Source organism: Pseudoalteromonas sp. Of7M-16 (assembly GCF_022347805.1).
Classification (GTDB): domain Bacteria; phylum Pseudomonadota; class Gammaproteobacteria; order Enterobacterales; family Alteromonadaceae; genus Pseudoalteromonas; species Pseudoalteromonas luteoviolacea_F.
In genome coordinates, this window is sequence record NZ_JAKRFY010000003.1 from 126217 (window position 1) to 141559 (window position 15343).

The window sequence follows — 15343 nt, forward strand, 5'->3', positions numbered from 1 at the left end:
CTCCGTGTCATGTTAGAGGTAGCTATCTTGATGGATACGAACAAATAACTTAGTGCCAACCTTACTGTAATCTACTTTGTATTCACGACCGTCTAATGACTGAATAAACAGCAGTCGCTTAACTTCGCTGAATACGTCTGCACTTGAAATTTGCACCACCTCTAAATAGCGCTCTTTAGCTTCCCGACGATTTCTCGGTAACTCTTCTTTAAACGGCACTAAACCCGTGGCTGTTACCTTAATCTTTGGGTGAGTTTCCCCATTCACGATCACTAAATCGAGCTTTTTATCTTTATGGATAATGGTATTACGACCACTTTTAATAAAGGCTCTATCGAAGCTCATGTATATATCCTGTTACTTCATCTAGCGGTGGCAATTTGCTCATGCAAATCTTTGACCACCTTTTCTGGCGTTAACTTCCAGTGGTTTAAAATATTAGCAAATTGCCATATATCCCTGTCTAAAACATTCGCAGGTAAGATGAGATCATACCCAGTAATCGTTTTAAGGTTTTGCATCCGATTTGCAAACATGGCCATCAGGCCTGAATATGAGCGCCCGTCCGGCGATTCATAGCAGGTTTCTTCTATTAGCCATTCTGATGGACAATTGCCATTTGCGCAATGTATTTTAACAGCTTGTAAAAAAATATGCCGCTGTTCTATTAATAGCTTCCCAGCCAAACGGGGGGTCAGCTCTATCAAAAACTCATCAATATTGTTTAGTTTAATACCTACAGCATTTAACTCAAGGTTTTCAACTCCTTGTGTTACAAAAGGGACACCGCTGGAATGAAAATTCTTGTGAGAAACATGCATAACGCCATATTTATGGACATAATTGAGTGTAATGGCGCTCATTTCAATGCTGTAAAAAGGCTGCTGACTTTTTAAAAAGCCCAGTAATATCGAGCAAATAGCAGCTGCTGCAAGCGCCAGCTCCAATATTGTGGGCGGCGTGGCCCGCAGCGTAACAAACACAATAATAATAACAAGGCAGATACCACCTGCGAGCATAAACTCGATACTGTGACGATTGGCTGTGGCACGCAGTGATACTTTATGCATAGTAGAACCACCAATAAAATATCAGCATAGCAATCAACCACACGAATAGTTTTCGTAATTGCAGACACTTTTTACAGGGTTTTACTTTACGCATTTTCGTAACCTTTTGGGTACACAGTAAGGAGTCTTGTTATATTTTCGTTTAATACACAAATATACAAGATATCCGCAATTTTCTCCCTCAAGAATTTTTGTACACTAATCATCTACAAATAGTGAGATTAAATTATGCGTGCAAACCAGTCGGGCAAAGCCCTTTTTCCTACCCTTATTTTAATGCTAATTGCATTGTGCGGCTATCTCTATTTTCCCGCATCACAAGGTGAACAATCAAATCGTGCCAGCAGGGCTGTAGAAGTCTCTGTTCATACGGTTATCCCTCAACATCGCGCAATCACCGCCGAAGCTATTGGCTCTGCTCGGGCCAACCAAGCGGTCGACATTACAAGTTCACACAGTGATTATATCAGCGACATTTTATTCCGCGATGGTCAATCAGTATCGCGTGGGCAAAAATTAGCGCAGCTGAACAATAAAGAGGAGCTTTTAGCTGTCAAAGAGTTGACTATCAATTTAAAAGAACAACAAAGACAACTCACCCGCTTAACAGAGCTGGCCAAAACACAGTCTGCCGCTCGCTCTCAGCTTGATGCACAGCGTTCGACAGTCGAGGCGCTCAATACTCAGCTTCAAGCCACAAAACTCAAGCTCTCAGAAATGACTATTTATGCGCCCTTTGATGGCGTATTAGGGAAGCGCTTGGTGTCAATCGGCAGCTACGTAAAAGACAACACACCACTGACCACCTTAGATGACATCAACACCATCAAAGTAGATTTTCAGCTCCCAGAAAAATACTTAGCAAAATTAACTTTAGGCATGAAGGCCAGTGTAGTCAGTGACGCCTATCAACAACAGCTGTTTTGGGGGCACATTTCTCATATCGACCCACGTATTGACGAATCCACTCGCAGTATTCAAGTCACCGCCAGTTTCGACAACGCTGAAAAGCAACTTCGTCCGGGTATGTTACTTAACGTCGCAGTGCAACTACAACAGGTAGACGCCTTAATGGTGCCTGAAAAAAGCCTGATCCCAAGGCAAGACAAACATTTTGTGTATATTGTTGAGGATAATAAAGTTAAACAACAACAGATCACCTTGTTAAATCGCTTTTCCGGCTGGGTTGCGGTTAAAGGCATCGAGTCGGGACAGTTGGTTGTGACCGAAGGCACAACTAAAATTCGCAGCGGTAGCCAAGTTACGGTAAAGGGGTAAAGCGTGAAGATCACTGATACGGCCGTAAAGCGCCCTGTTTTTGCCATTGTCATAAATTTACTGTTGCTTACTTTCGGTATTGTGGCTTTTACCATGCTACCTCTGCGTGAATACCCCGATATTGAAACCCCTATCGTCAATGTCAGCACAGATTACACTGGCGCGTCAGCAGCAGTAGTCGAAGCCAAAATAACCCAAGTACTTGAAAATCGTATTTCAGGCATCGAAGGTATTAAAAGCATTAATTCATCGAGTCGCAATGGTCGCTCTAACATCACCATCGAGTTTAATATTGATAGAGACATTGACGCCGCAGCAAACGATGTTCGTGAACGAGTTTCTCGCGCCCTAGATCGACTCCCCGAGCAAGTTCGCCCTCCAGAAGTGTCTAAATCCAGCGATGATGAAAACGCCGTAGCCTGGTTTGTACTCAATAGTACGTCAATGGATACACTGCAACTCTCAGACTACGCTCAACGTTATATAGTGGACCGTCTAGCCGTTGTTGACGGTGTCTCCCGAGTACAAATCGGTGGAGAGCGAAGGTATGCGATGAAAATTTGGCTTGATCGCAAAGCAATGGCCGCCAGAGGTGTGACAAGTAGCGATATAGAAAATGTGTTACGTAGAGAGAATGTTGAACTGCCCGCCGGTGAAATTGAATCACTAGATCGTGACTTCGCAGTGCGGATAGCACGTAATTATACCTCTCAAACCGATTTTGATAATCTTGTTATCAAACGGGGAGAGAATGGCTACCTGATCCGATTGAGCGAAGTTGCCAAGGTATCTTTAGAAGCGCAAGATGAAGAAAGTACATTCCGCGGCAATGGCAACAATATGATAGGCCTGGGTATCGTAAAGCAAGCCAAAGCCAATACTCTGGAAGTAGTTGATAACGTTAGACAAGAACTTGTTGCTATTAAACGAAATCTGCCTGAAGGCACTCGGATAGAAGACAGTTATGACTCCTCTATCTTTATTCGTGAATCGATATCGGAAGTATACCGAACACTCGCCATCGCCATGGGCCTAGTGGTACTGATCATTTTTATTTTCCTCGGTAATATTCGCGCGACCTTGATCCCCGCAGTCACGGTCCCCGTTGCCTTGGTGGCAACTTTTATGTTCTTACTGGCAATGGGTTATTCTATTAACTTGCTAACATTATTAGCATTGGTTCTCGCAATTGGCTTGGTTGTTGATGATGCCATTGTCATGTTGGAAAACATTCACCGCCGAATTGAGCAAGGAGAACCTAGGCTACTCGCCGCATTTCGTGGTGCACGAGAAGTTGGGTTTGCAATTATCGCAACCACGTTAGTCTTGGTATCGGTTTTTGTGCCGCTCGTCTTTATGGATGGTCGTATTGGTGCGCTATTTACCGAGTTCGCTCTGGCAGTCAGCGCTGCGGTTATATTTTCGAGTATCACCGCCCTTACGTTATCACCTGCTCTTTGCTCAAAAGTACTCAAGCAAGGCCAAGAAGGCCGCTTTTCACAGTGGATGAACCAACAGTTTGGTAAGCTGGAGCTTGGCTACCAAAATGTACTAAAAAATAATATTCATAGCCGATATGGCTTGATATTGGTGCTAGCACTTTCAGTTGCCGCCAGCTACGGACTCTTTAAGCAAATTCCCTCTGAACTTACTCCCAAAGAAGACCGCGGCACCTTTTTTATTATGATGAATGGCCCTGAAGGGGCGAGTTATGAAAATAACGCTGCAAATATGGCACAAATAGAACAGCACTTAATGCCATATTTGGAAAACGAAGAGCTCAGCCGAGTCTTGGTTCGCGTGCCTGGGTGGGGTAACCGCGGGGGTGTCGCTATCGTGGGCATGCCAGATTGGGATGAGCGCAAACGTTCAACCTGGCAAGTAATGTCTGAGATCAGTGGCAAGATGCAACAAGTTACTGACGTCCGAGCATTTGCGATCATGCGCCGTGGCATAGGTGGTGGTGGCTCTTCCCGCCCAATTGAGTTTGTGTTGCAAGGTAATGACTATCAAGAGCTAGCAGCTTGGCGAGATCGCATTTTTGAGCGAGCCCGCAACAATCCGGGGCTAGTCAGGTTAGATCATGATTACAAAGAGACCTTCCCGCAGTTTCTCATCAGTATTGATAAACTAAAAGCGGCTGATTTAGGTGTATCAAGCAATGACATTGGCCGTACTCTTGAAACCATGTTAGGCCAACGACGAGTTACCACATTCATTGATCGTGGCGAAGAATACGACGTCATCCTAAAAGGAGAAAAAGCGGATTTTAGTGCCCCTACAGATATCAACAATGTCTATGTTTCTTCACGTACAGGCCAGCTTGTGCCACTAGATAGCCTGATCACAGTCAAAGAAGAAGCGACAGCGGCAAGGCTTAACCGCTTTAACCGCATGCGCGCTATCACGATTACTGCCAACCTTGCACAAGGGTATACCCTAGAACAAGCGCTTGATTTTTTAAATCAAGTCGCAGCTGACGAAAACCACACCGATGGCGTTATCGACTATAAAGGTGAATCACAGCTCTTTTATGAAGGGGCATCGGCAATGACCTATGTATTTATTTTGGCTCTGGCTGTGACTTTCCTAGTGCTGGCAGCGCAATTCGAGAGCTTTGTTCACCCGTTAGTGATCATGTTAACCGTGCCACTTGGATTGATAGGCGCAATGCTAGGTCTATACTTCAGTGACAGCTCATTAAACATTTACAGTCAAATCGGTATTGTTATGTTAATTGGCCTCAGTGCTAAAAATGGCATTTTGATTGTTGAATTTGCGAACCAGCTGCGCGATAAAGGAGTCGCATTTGAACAAGCCATTATTACCGCCGCGACCCAACGGTTGCGACCGATCGTCATGACCTCACTTACAACAGTGATGAGCGCCATTCCACTGGTTCTCGCAACTGGTCCTGGATCCGAAAGCAGAATGGTAATTGGTGTCGTGGTTTTTGCTGGTGTTAGTTTAGCCACAATTCTCACCTTGTTTGTGATCCCAACAGCTTATAGCATACTAGCTAGACGCACACGATCACCAGAGCATACGGCCATTGCACTTGGTGAACAGCAGCAAGCTTACCCTCATCGTGAGCAAAACGAAGGAGTTGAATAATGAGCAAACTACATTTAGCCACGTTTGGTGGTGGATGTTTTTGGTGTATTGATGCCGCCTTTCGCAAAGTTAACGGCGTCACGGCAGTAACCTCAGGTTACACTGGTGGTAGCACACTTGATCCGACCTACAAAGAGATCTGTTCGGGCACAACCGGACATGCGGAAGTAGTGCAATTGGAATTTGATGCCGAGCTGGTTACGTACGAGACATTACTTGAGATGTTTTTTACGCTTCATGATCCGACACAATTGAACCGGCAGGGAAATGACGTTGGAACTCAATACAGAAGTGTGATTTTTTATCACTCAGATGAACAGCAAACCCTCGCACAAGCACATATTTGCGCGATTCAAAAACACTACGATGCGCCTATTGTGACCGAACTGAGTGCGGCTGAGGTATTTTATGATGCTGAGCAATATCATCAAAACTATTTTGATGAAAACCCTAACCAAGGGTATTGTAGTATCATGATAGCGCCAAAAGTTGCTAAGTTTGAACAGCGATTTAGCGATTATTTAAAGTAAAAAAGGTGAGCATCAGCTCACCTTGTTTTATGACTTAAAAGCGGTATTGTAAATTAACAAAGAAGCGTCGCTCAGGTGTATTGTAGTAGTTTACAGAAACGACCTCTTGTTGTTCATTCGATACTAGACTTGATACCACCGCACCATATTCTTTATCAAACAAGTTTTCTACTCTCGCCGATAGTTTTAGTGCATCAGATAGTTCGTAATTGGCTGCTAAATTAACCAATGTATATGAACTCAAGTTGAAAGCTTCCCCAGTAGGTGTAGATCTAGAGCTGTCTCGTTGACCTCGGAATTGAAGCTCAGTTACCACCTCTAGTTCATTCCATTGTTTTGAAAGCAACCAGTTGGCAGAGTGCTTAGCGATACGTGGCAACGGCTTGCCCTTCGACTCGTCTTTGGCGTTCACAAAAGCATAGTTAAAGTTAGATTCGATACCGAACATCAACGTGTTTAACACGCTGACCTCCAAACCTTGGTGCAAAGCATTGTCAATATTGGCAGGTGCCCAATTGCCTTGAGCGTTCGGCGCCCAAGCTATTTTGTTTGTATAATCGGTGCGATAAACTGCAAAATCAACCGTGGTATCAGCCAGTGACGCTTTCAAGCCAAGCTCAAAGTTATCTGACTCTTCAGGCAGTAGTGCCGGGTTTCCTGAACCAGGATAATACAGGTCATTGAAAGTTGGAGCTTTGTAGCCTGTATTATGCGCAAATCTAAATGTTGCATCACGGTGTACCTTGTACCCCAATGCTACGCTGTGTGTAACTTCACTGCCAAATTGGTCATCGTCATCGTAACGCACTGTCGCTTCAACAAGCGCTTGGTCATATTCATACACTGACCCCACAAACACACCCAAAGTATCTCGTGTGCTTTGCTCATAAACTAACGTCGAAGCCGATACATCATCTTCTGATGCACTTACCCCGCCCAAAACAACAAGGTTTTCTTGGACATCGATATGCCCATCGTAGTTAAATATGGTGCGCTTAGTGATCGTTTTCTGTCTTTTAGACTCGTCTACACTCACTGATTCATCTTGAGATTTTGTCACTGTAAAGGCGTGTGAGGTTTGACCTAACTGAGTTTCAAAGCCCAAACTCAGCACTTGATTATCGTATTCATCAAGATACGCAGTGTCGTTTTGTGAACCAAAAGGATTATCATAGAATGTATCCCCTTCACTGCCTTGGAAAGCTGCAAATAGCTTGCTATCAGGTGCGATTTGATACTCGGCTTTGAGGCCCAAACTGGTATTGTCATGACCGTCTGAGTCTGGCTGTGTACCTTGTAATACGTCAAAATTATCGGTTTCTTCATGCCCTAAGTTAGCCAATATTGTCAGGTCTTCATAGGTATAAGACGTCGCCACTTGCCCATTGCGGTAACTGTTACTGCCAACAGTAACATCAGCTGTGGTATGCTCAGCTCGACGAGTAATAATGTTGATCACACCTGCCATTGCGTCCGAACCATAAATCGCAGCGCGTGAGCCTTTAACAATTTCAACACGCTCAACACTTTGCAATGGGATTTTTTCAATCGACTTGTAACCTAATGTCGCTGAACCCACTCGAACACCATCAATTAACACTAAAGTGTGATCTGAACTTCCGCCTCTCAATGCAATAGTCGTCGTGTGACCAAAACTGCCGTTTGCATTAATTTGAATTCCAGCTTGCTGAGATAATATGGTTGCAAGGTCACGTGCGCCACTACGCTCAATGTCAGCGCGGTCTATAACCGACACAGCTGCTAGCACATCTTTTTGTGACTGTTCGATTTTGTTTGCGGTTACTGTAATGCGTTCAATTTCTTGAGAAGCAGACGTGTGAAATGAAACCGCTGCTATTACAGCAGCGCTTAGCGCAGATATTTTTATCATGAAGATCCCCTACCTTGTGCCCACCGCACAAAGTTTCATCAAATAAGTCAAATTCAAGGCCGGTCTCCGGGCTCAACTATTTAAATTTAGTTTTACCGTTGCGGGGGCAGCGTTGGGTTTACCAAGTCCTATACTTGCGCACCAACTTCCCGATTATCCATTACATTTATATTCCGTATATATCTTTTGGCACCTCGAAATTCCGCGCATATTGTCCGAGATTTAAGGGGGGATTGTCAATGGACGTCTAGAGTTCCAGTGCCATATTTAGACACTGAAACTCTCAGAGTTTTAAGATTAGTCTCTGAAGTTTTTAAATTGGAAAGGCTGACCGAGTTCCGCTGTGCGGATCAACTGCATGACTTCTTGTAAATCATCTCGTTTTTTACCCGTTACACGCACTTCTTCACCTTGAATAGCAGCCTGTACTTTCAACTTAGAATCCTTGATAAGTTTGACGATTTTTTTCGCCATATCTTTATCAATACCTTGCTTCAACGCAACTTTGCGAGCAAAAGTTTTACCACTGCGCTCTACATCTTTCAACTCGAAGCTGCCAACATCCAAGCCTCGCTTTGCTGCTTTGCCAACCACCATGTCGAACAATTGCATTACCTGCTGTTCAGATTCAGATTTTAATTGAATTACTTCATCTTTAAGCTCAATTGATGCTTCAACACCACGAAAGTCATAGCGTGTTTCCAGCTCTCGGTTTGCATTGTCAACGGTGTTTTTAGCTTCCGTCATTTCTATTTCAGATACGATATCAAAAGAAGGCATTGCTTTCTCCTCAAAACAAATTTACGGAGAATTATAACAACGCTCAGACGCAATAATATATAGTTTTTTACACAATGCTCACGCCAGTTATTTTTAGAAACGATCAAGCGCTTATATTGTTGACTATTCATACGTTTACTATTAAGCCACTTTTAATATTTCAGTGTTATACTGAATCTTCATCACGTTGGAGTTGGAGTGCATGTGACAAGACAAGTATATCGAACACTGTTGCTGTTATTTTTGATAGTCATTACTTATCTGTTTGCAAAAGAAGTTAAAAATCATGTCGTTAGAATTGAGCACCTAGACAAAGTGGTGCATTTTGGTGTGTTTTTCGCGCTAGCGTTTTTTTCCCACCACGCATTTAGATTCAAAATTTGGTTTCATATGACACTCTTAATCGGCTACGGGGCAGCAGTTGAATGGATGCAATCTACCTTACCATATCGACAAGCATCACTCGGTGATTTCATTGCCGATGTGATGGGCGCCATCAGCTATTTTGTAGCCATCTGGCTGTTTCGCAAATATAGACTGCGCCGAGGGGAGCAATGAGTGATATTTACATTTTGGGGTGTGGTGCCGTCGGCTTATTACTCGCTGAAAAACTGTCGCATAACCACTGTGTGACTTTAATTACCCGCACCGCTTCAAAGCAAGACTTCTTTTTTATCAATGGCAAGCAACGTACACGATTAAATGTTAATTTGACTACACTGGCGGACCTCAATGAAAAAATACACACATGTATTGTCCCAGTCAAAGCTTACCAATTAGTTTCGGCCATGGAAGCGCTCTCCCCTCACCTAAGCCAAGATGCCAATGTGATTTTGAGCCACAACGGGATGAGCGACCTCAACCATTTCAATAGTATTTTGCAACCGACTCAAGCGCTCTACTTTTTGAGTACATCAATGGGAGGGATGAAACCTGACTATAATACTGTGATATTCAAAGGACCAGGGCTTACACAGTTAGGGGCCTGTAATGTACAGGCTAAGAGGCAAGTTACAGAACTATATAACCACTACTTTATGCAACACTTTGAACCCATTGAGCTCACCAATGATATTGCTGAAGTCCGCTGGCAAAAGTTATGTGTGAATATTGCAATCAACCCTTTGACGGCCTTATTGGAGTGTCCAAACGGTGCATTGCAAACTCCCGCCTATGCAACACAAGTGTTAAAACTACTCAATGAAGCCTGCTTTGTTGCTCAATGTGAGGGGGTGGAATTGCAACTCGCAACCGAGTTAGCGCGAGCGTATAAAGTCATGGCGCTCACACAGCATAACACTTCATCTATGGCCCAAGATATTAAGCTAAAACGCCAAACTGAAATTGATGCAATATGTGGCTATATCGCCACCACAGCGAAAAAGTACGGATACCAAGCCACAGAAAACGAAATCTTGTGGCAACAAGTAAAAAGAAAAGAGCAGACTTAAGCCTGCTCTGTCATTATGGTCTATACACTTTTACCTTAGTAAAGCCGTTCTCGTGCAAAATCAACGCTTGCAGCTGGCTCATAACTCCTTTACTGCAGTATAGGTAATAATCTTTATCCTGAGGCAGATCACCGAATTTAGTCGCGAGACGGAAAAACGGTAAATGGATCACTTCAATTCCCTCTATCTCAAGCGGATCTGCATCTTCTTCTTCAGGTGAGCGAATGTCCACTACCACAGCATTTTCCGGCAGCTCCTGAACACTTTCAGCCTCTTTCACTTCTTCTTTTGCTTCAGCCTCAATATCGCGAATATCTTTAATAACCGCGTTACTCACCACAGTATCAAGTACGTCAAAATCAAAATTAGCTTCTTCCGCTTCGATTTTTTCCAGTACCGCTTTAACAGTTGGTTTTTTAGAAATAACGCCACAGTATTCTGGCATTGCTTCAGCCATCTCACATGTGCCTATTTCTCTGGCGATACGAATGATCTCTTCTTTATCATTTTGGATCAAAGGGCGTAAAATCAAGGTGTCTGTCACTCGATCTATAACGCTTAAGTTGGCAAGAGTTTGGCTTGAGACTTGCCCGATACTCTCCCCTGTTACCAGCGCTTGAATACCCAGTTTTTGTGCCACTGAACTGCCCGCACGCATCATCATACGCTTAAGTACAACACCCATTTGGCTGTTTTCAACATTTTCAAGAATTTCAGCGACGACAGGCTCAAAATCGACAGTAATAAATTTCACCTTATGGGTAGAGCTATATTGCTTCCAAAGATAGTGGCTTACCTGCTTCACACCAATTTCGTGAGCAGCGCCACCTAAATTAAAGAATAAGAAGTGTGTACGCGCGCCTTTGCGGATCATTTGATAAGTTGCCACACCAGAGTCAAATCCGCCGGAAACAAGTGATAAAACATCTTCTTGAGTAGGTAGTGGAAATCCACCAAGGCCGCGATACTGAGCTCGCACAATGTAAGCAAACTGATCTTTAATCTCTATTTTTACGGTCGCTTGAGGTCTGGTTAATTTAACGCGAGCCGTTTCAACATTCTGATTCAAACCACCACCGACGTAACGCTCAACATCACTAGACGTAAAGTCGTGCTTACCTTGGCGTTTGACACGCACACAAAACGTTTTATGTTCTATCTGCTCACGCACCAGTGGCAGCGTGTGTTGGTAAATATCGTCTAGCGTTTCAAAAGTAACTTCTTGGACCTCTAGAAACAAGGTGATCCCTGGTACGCGCTTTAAACCATCAATTAAAGCCAACCGAGTATTGTCATCACTTAACTGACTAACCACGGTGATATTATCCCAGTTATTTTTAACTGTGACTGCTTCATCAACACGACCGAGCAAGAGTTTAATATTTTTCTCTAAAATCTTAGTGAAACGCTTACGCACCGACTTACTTTTGATGACAATTTCAGGGTGCAGCTTGACGATAAATTTAAGCATAAGAAGTTACTCGCTGGTGTGAAACTATAAACGTACAAAACGTTGAATCATTTTAAGGCGCGGGATTATAGCAAACTTATTAAAGACTAGGAAATAAACAGACAGAATGGCAACTTGTTTACAGTTGAAACATTAAGCTGCTAAGTAATTCAGCAGCTTAAATTGAATTGAAAAATGTATTTAAGCAATGCTCGGTAAACTGGTGTCCGCTTGCTCCTGATAGTAGTCACGCAGCTGAGCAATCTTGTCACTGCTCATCTGTGTGGCGTAGGGTTTAAACAACATCAATACTTTAACAATGCCGTTGTAGATATCTTTTTGCTCTAAAACACCTGTCAACCGACGCGCTTTGACATAAGGAGTCCAAAAACTCACAACCATTTTTAACATGTGAGCCAGCTCATCAACATCGTAATCCTCGATGTCAATCACACCGGCACTGCGCAGGCCGATAACAACGGCTTTTACTTGCTCAAACAGCTGCGACTGAAACTCAATATAGTCTTTTTTTAGACCTTTATCACGTGCCAGAATGTCCGTCAGGTTGTCGTAGAAAAAGTGATAGCGCCACATCAGTTCAAACAATGAATCTAAGTATTGCGTCAATTGTTCCAAAGGTTCATGGTCAATACTCAGCGGCTTGAAGTGAGTACTTAAATGCTCACTGTAAAGAGAAAAGATATGTCTAATAATATCTTCTTTATTTTTAAAGTGATAATACAAATTACCGGGGCTTATCCCCATATTAGAGGCAATATGATTGGTCGTTATCGCTCGTTCACCATGCAGGTTAAACAAGGCTATGCTCGTACGGATTATTTTTTCCTTGGTATTCATATCCAACTCTCTTTACACGCTTAATTATACTAACGGCTTAGCGGCCACTTGGTTAATTGAAAATAGCACTAAACATATACAAGGTTAAATGAGCAAATTTGAAAGCAGACCAGTGAATTTGCTTGAGAAGCTTGCTAACATAGCAAAAATTTTTAGTGTTACAATAATCCCATGAAAGTCATAGCTCTCTACCCTGGTACATTTGACCCTTTAACTAATGGACACGCTGATCTTATCAAACGCGCAGCAAACATGTTTGATACAGTTATACTGGCCATCGCCCATAATCCAACAAAAAAACCTTGTTTTACATTGGAAGAACGGGTTGATCTTGCAAAGCAAGTACTTGGCGATATACCTAATGTCAGAGTAATTGGCTTTTCGGGATTGCTCGTGGACTTAGCTAAAGCACAAAATGCAAACGTCTTGATCAGGGGGATCCGTGCAGTGTCAGACTTTGACTATGAGTTTCAACTTGCCAATATGAATCGCAGATTATACCCGCAGTTAGAGAGTGTGTTTCTCACCCCTTCAGAGCGAAACTCTTTTATCTCATCAACGCTAGTCAAAGAAGTGGCACTTCACCATGGAGATGTCAGTGAGTTTGTAGACCCAATTGTAGCTACAGCACTTATGGAGAAATTACATCAATGAAATTAAGGTACCTCAGTGCTATTGGTCTATGCACGTTGTCACTAAATAGCCACGCAGGCCCTTGGATATCAGCCGAAGACAGCGCGCTTAAACACTCTATAGACTTGCTTGTTAGCCATGGTCTAATCAACCGCCCGGTCAATCAGTACCCGCTGTTATGGCAAGGTATTGCACATGACCTAAAACAGATCGATTCAGCGACTCTAAGCACAGAAAGTGCCTTTGCGGTTTCTCATCTTCGTCACGCACTTCAACACGCAAAAAATAAAGCACACTCTGGCGTAAAAATGCATTTCAGAGAAAAACCAAACACTGACACGGGTATGGGTGAAAACAGCAGAGAAAAGTCTGGCGTCACCACATTTGGGGAAATTACCAGTAATAATGTCAGTGCACGAGTACAGGTAAATTACGCCGACGAAGCACTAGATGAAAAGCATGTCAATCACCACGGCAGCCACCTTGCAGTGCTTCTTGGTGATTGGTCTCTAAGTGCTGAACGAATAGATTATTGGTGGGGTCCAGGTAATGAAACGGCCTTGCTGCTGTCAAATAACGCACCGCCAATGAAAGCGGTACGCTTAAGTAGAGCAAACACCAATTATAGTGGACCAAAGTTTCTATCCTTTATTGGACCTTGGCAAATCACTGCTATCGCAGCGAAACACAAGCCAGTCGACAAAGAAGGCGACTTTTGGGGTGCACGCTTTTCTGCGACTCCCATACAAGGCCTAGAACTGGGCTTTGCAACAACTGGAAGCGACTTTTTGTTTACTCATTTGGACACCAGCTCTGAGCTTAAAAAGCAGCGTATCACCAGCGTTGACTTCAAGTACTCTTCAATTCTTGGTGGGCAACCTTTTGCAATTTATGGCGAATACAGCGGAAACAATGACAATGGCGTTTTGCCAGATGAAGCGTTATTTAGCGCCGGTATAGAAAGCTTTTGGTCCGATAAAGATTACCGCATTAAAGGCTATGTCGAATACAGTGATACCACCACGGATTGTTTAGCCCAATCGGCGAGCTTCCAGTGTAACTTTCAACAATTGGGCAAAGGCTCAGACTACAAAGAATATGATCTTTGGCTTGGCGCTGCCATCGGCCCTCAAGCTAAAAGTTTGACAGTGGCTTTTGACTACTTTCAAATTGAAGGTGCGGGCGGATACGGTAAAGTCAAGCTTACTGACTTCGAAGCGATTAACACCGAGCGGTCACTGGTTGAGCTTGGTTTTCAGCACGCGTTAGCAAAAGGGTTATTTAAAGCAAGTATCACTATGTGGGAGGATGAAACAGACCAACAAAGCGATACACACCATGCCCTCGGAGTAAGCTGGGAGTTTCAGTACTAACAAAGGCAAGTGGCTGCTATGACGCGCAGGAGTAGCAGCCTCGTCTTTATGTGGTTTTAATATTTAGCACTTTGCGAGAAATCAGTTGTAAACCCAGAAAATCTCTATTGAGGATCAGTGCCCCCACCATCACCAAGTCGACGATATTGACCATAGATGAATAGAAGTACCAAAGTGCCCATGGTTCATCAGTGCCAAGTAAATGAGAGTCAATAAACATCGCCAGAAATAACATTGCGTTAATCGTTAAGCCGAGCGTGCAATAAATGTAGCATGGCTGTCTTGAGTCACATTTGTAAAAGAAATGCCGAGACATTATGACAATAGCCAACGTAACTATGTCATAGACAAAGTAGATCGCAAAGTCGATCGACTCAAAATTAACAGACGTCGTTAAATCGCTGAGACTGTATGATGCAGCAAGAATGAACGCACACGCCAAGGCTTGCACATTTTTATTAACAGCCAGTATGTAAAAGGATACATGGAGTAAACTGGCCATAAAAAAGCCCCAAATTACGAGGGCTCCTATACTTAATCCGAAGTAATCATATGCCATTATCTACGATGATAGTTGGAAAGCGCTTTTTGGGATAATTGCCACTAGCACGTCCACCAGATATTGCCTTCAAGCTTGCTAAAGATTTAATCACATTAACAGAAAGCGTCTTTGTTTTACCAGCACTTTTCGATGAATCAATATTTTTGATATTTAAATTAGCCATTGTTTTCCCTTTAATAAATATATTCATTTCGGCCTACACAATAATTTTCACAGCCAAAACTAATTGCGACTGTAAATAAGCAACAAACAAGCCAAAACCTTCAAAATAAATACAAATATTTTACCAAAAAGACCAATCGATTAACAATTGCACAATTTAAATTTGCAGCTCCATCATTGCATGACGAATT

Annotated in this window: 15 protein-coding genes and 1 riboswitch; of the genes, 7 read left to right on the forward strand and 8 right to left on the reverse strand. The window is 43.0% G+C overall.

All coding sequences use genetic code 11. The features are described 5' to 3' along the window. Positions 1–12 precede the first annotated feature (12 nt). Both MHN81_RS04295 and MHN81_RS04300 read right to left on the reverse strand, forming a co-directional pair. Positions 13–345: a hypothetical protein gene (locus tag MHN81_RS04295; RefSeq protein ID WP_023397417.1), complete on the reverse strand. Its 333-nt coding sequence runs from the start codon at positions 343–345 to the stop codon at positions 13–15. A 17-nt stretch (positions 346–362) separates the two neighbouring features. Continuing rightward, positions 363–1070 carry a DUF2982 domain-containing protein gene (locus tag MHN81_RS04300; RefSeq protein ID WP_023397416.1) on the reverse strand — a complete coding sequence of 236 codons (708 nt, stop codon included), beginning with the start codon at positions 1068–1070 and terminating at the stop codon, positions 363–365. Between the two features lie 228 nt (positions 1071–1298). Here MHN81_RS04300 and MHN81_RS04305 point away from each other — a divergent pair, with 228 nt between their 5' ends. The 3 genes from MHN81_RS04305 to msrA are packed head-to-tail and all read left to right on the forward strand — an operon-like array spanning position 1299 to position 5992. Continuing rightward, positions 1299–2348, forward strand: coding sequence for an efflux RND transporter periplasmic adaptor subunit (locus MHN81_RS04305; protein WP_023397415.1), 1050 nt, complete (start codon positions 1299–1301; stop codon positions 2346–2348). A 3-nt stretch (positions 2349–2351) separates the two neighbouring features. Further along, the gene (locus MHN81_RS04310; protein ID WP_023397414.1) at positions 2352–5462 is read left to right on the forward strand and encodes an efflux RND transporter permease subunit; all 3111 of its coding nucleotides are present in this window, start codon (positions 2352–2354) and stop codon (positions 5460–5462) included. Further along, entirely contained in the window at positions 5462–5992 is a 531-nt protein-coding gene (msrA, locus tag MHN81_RS04315) for a peptide-methionine (S)-S-oxide reductase MsrA (RefSeq protein WP_023397413.1), read from the forward strand. The genes MHN81_RS04310 and msrA overlap by 1 nt, the downstream gene beginning before the upstream one ends. A 34-nt stretch (positions 5993–6026) precedes the next feature. Here msrA and MHN81_RS04320 read toward each other — a convergent pair whose 3' ends face one another. Further along, positions 6027–7883, reverse strand: coding sequence for a TonB-dependent receptor (locus MHN81_RS04320; RefSeq protein WP_239425087.1), 1857 nt, complete (start codon positions 7881–7883; stop codon positions 6027–6029). A 39-nt stretch (positions 7884–7922) separates the two neighbouring features. Continuing rightward, positions 7923–8095, reverse strand: a riboswitch (cobalamin riboswitch). A gap of 85 nt (positions 8096–8180) precedes the next feature. Next, entirely contained in the window at positions 8181–8663 is a 483-nt protein-coding gene (locus MHN81_RS04325) for a YajQ family cyclic di-GMP-binding protein (protein ID WP_023397411.1), read from the reverse strand. A gap of 204 nt (positions 8664–8867) precedes the next feature. Here MHN81_RS04325 and MHN81_RS04330 point away from each other — a divergent pair, with 204 nt between their 5' ends. Both MHN81_RS04330 and MHN81_RS04335 read left to right on the forward strand, forming a co-directional pair. After that, the gene (locus MHN81_RS04330) at positions 8868–9221 is read left to right on the forward strand and encodes a VanZ family protein (RefSeq protein ID WP_036974981.1); all 354 of its coding nucleotides are present in this window, start codon (positions 8868–8870) and stop codon (positions 9219–9221) included. Further along, a complete protein-coding gene (locus MHN81_RS04335; protein WP_239425088.1) occupies positions 9218–10114 on the forward strand; it encodes a 2-dehydropantoate 2-reductase in 897 nt (298 codons plus the stop codon). The genes MHN81_RS04330 and MHN81_RS04335 overlap by 4 nt, the downstream gene beginning before the upstream one ends. Positions 10115–10127: 13 nt before the next feature. On the opposite strand, the gene thiI is transcribed toward MHN81_RS04335, so the two are convergent. Then, entirely contained in the window at positions 10128–11585 is a 1458-nt protein-coding gene (gene thiI / locus MHN81_RS04340; protein WP_023397408.1) for a tRNA uracil 4-sulfurtransferase ThiI, read from the reverse strand. 180 nt (positions 11586–11765) lie between these two features. Then, positions 11766–12422: a TetR/AcrR family transcriptional regulator gene (locus MHN81_RS04345; RefSeq protein ID WP_023397407.1), complete on the reverse strand. Its 657-nt coding sequence runs from the start codon at positions 12420–12422 to the stop codon at positions 11766–11768. A gap of 171 nt (positions 12423–12593) precedes the next feature. Between MHN81_RS04345 and coaD the strand changes: the two genes are divergently transcribed. Beyond that, positions 12594–13076, forward strand: coding sequence for a pantetheine-phosphate adenylyltransferase (gene coaD, locus MHN81_RS04350; protein WP_023397406.1), 483 nt, complete (start codon positions 12594–12596; stop codon positions 13074–13076). Continuing rightward, entirely contained in the window at positions 13073–14428 is a 1356-nt protein-coding gene (locus tag MHN81_RS04355; RefSeq protein ID WP_239425090.1) for a capsule assembly Wzi family protein, read from the forward strand. Before coaD ends, MHN81_RS04355 begins: the two co-directional genes overlap by 4 nt. A gap of 46 nt (positions 14429–14474) precedes the next feature. On the opposite strand, the gene MHN81_RS04360 is transcribed toward MHN81_RS04355, so the two are convergent. Both MHN81_RS04360 and MHN81_RS04365 read right to left on the reverse strand, forming a co-directional pair. Beyond that, a complete protein-coding gene (locus tag MHN81_RS04360; protein WP_052027327.1) occupies positions 14475–14930 on the reverse strand; it encodes a hypothetical protein in 456 nt (151 codons plus the stop codon). A 46-nt stretch (positions 14931–14976) separates the two neighbouring features. Then, positions 14977–15153, reverse strand: coding sequence for a hypothetical protein (locus tag MHN81_RS04365; RefSeq protein WP_155250705.1), 177 nt, complete (start codon positions 15151–15153; stop codon positions 14977–14979). Between the last annotated feature and the right edge of the window lie 190 nt (positions 15154–15343).

Coding starts and splice junctions, on each gene's coding strand:
- MHN81_RS04295 (WP_023397417.1), bottom strand. CDS start 345: ATGAGCTTCGATAGAGCCTTTATTAAAAGTGGTCGTAATACCATTATC.
- MHN81_RS04300 (WP_023397416.1), bottom strand. CDS start 1,070: ATGCATAAAGTATCACTGCGTGCCACAGCCAATCGTCACAGTATCGAG.
- MHN81_RS04305 (WP_023397415.1), top strand. CDS start 1,299: ATGCGTGCAAACCAGTCGGGCAAAGCCCTTTTTCCTACCCTTATTTTA.
- msrA (WP_023397413.1), top strand. CDS start 5,462: ATGAGCAAACTACATTTAGCCACGTTTGGTGGTGGATGTTTTTGGTGT.
- MHN81_RS04320 (WP_239425087.1), bottom strand. CDS start 7,883: ATGATAAAAATATCTGCGCTAAGCGCTGCTGTAATAGCAGCGGTTTCA.
- MHN81_RS04325 (WP_023397411.1), bottom strand. CDS start 8,663: ATGCCTTCTTTTGATATCGTATCTGAAATAGAAATGACGGAAGCTAAA.
- MHN81_RS04335 (WP_239425088.1), top strand. CDS start 9,218: ATGAGTGATATTTACATTTTGGGGTGTGGTGCCGTCGGCTTATTACTC.
- thiI (WP_023397408.1), bottom strand. CDS start 11,585: ATGCTTAAATTTATCGTCAAGCTGCACCCTGAAATTGTCATCAAAAGT.
- MHN81_RS04345 (WP_023397407.1), bottom strand. CDS start 12,422: ATGAATACCAAGGAAAAAATAATCCGTACGAGCATAGCCTTGTTTAAC.
- coaD (WP_023397406.1), top strand. CDS start 12,594: ATGAAAGTCATAGCTCTCTACCCTGGTACATTTGACCCTTTAACTAAT.
- MHN81_RS04355 (WP_239425090.1), top strand. CDS start 13,073: ATGAAATTAAGGTACCTCAGTGCTATTGGTCTATGCACGTTGTCACTA.
- MHN81_RS04360 (WP_052027327.1), bottom strand. CDS start 14,930: ATGGCCAGTTTACTCCATGTATCCTTTTACATACTGGCTGTTAATAAA.
- MHN81_RS04365 (WP_155250705.1), bottom strand. CDS start 15,153: ATGGCTAATTTAAATATCAAAAATATTGATTCATCGAAAAGTGCTGGT.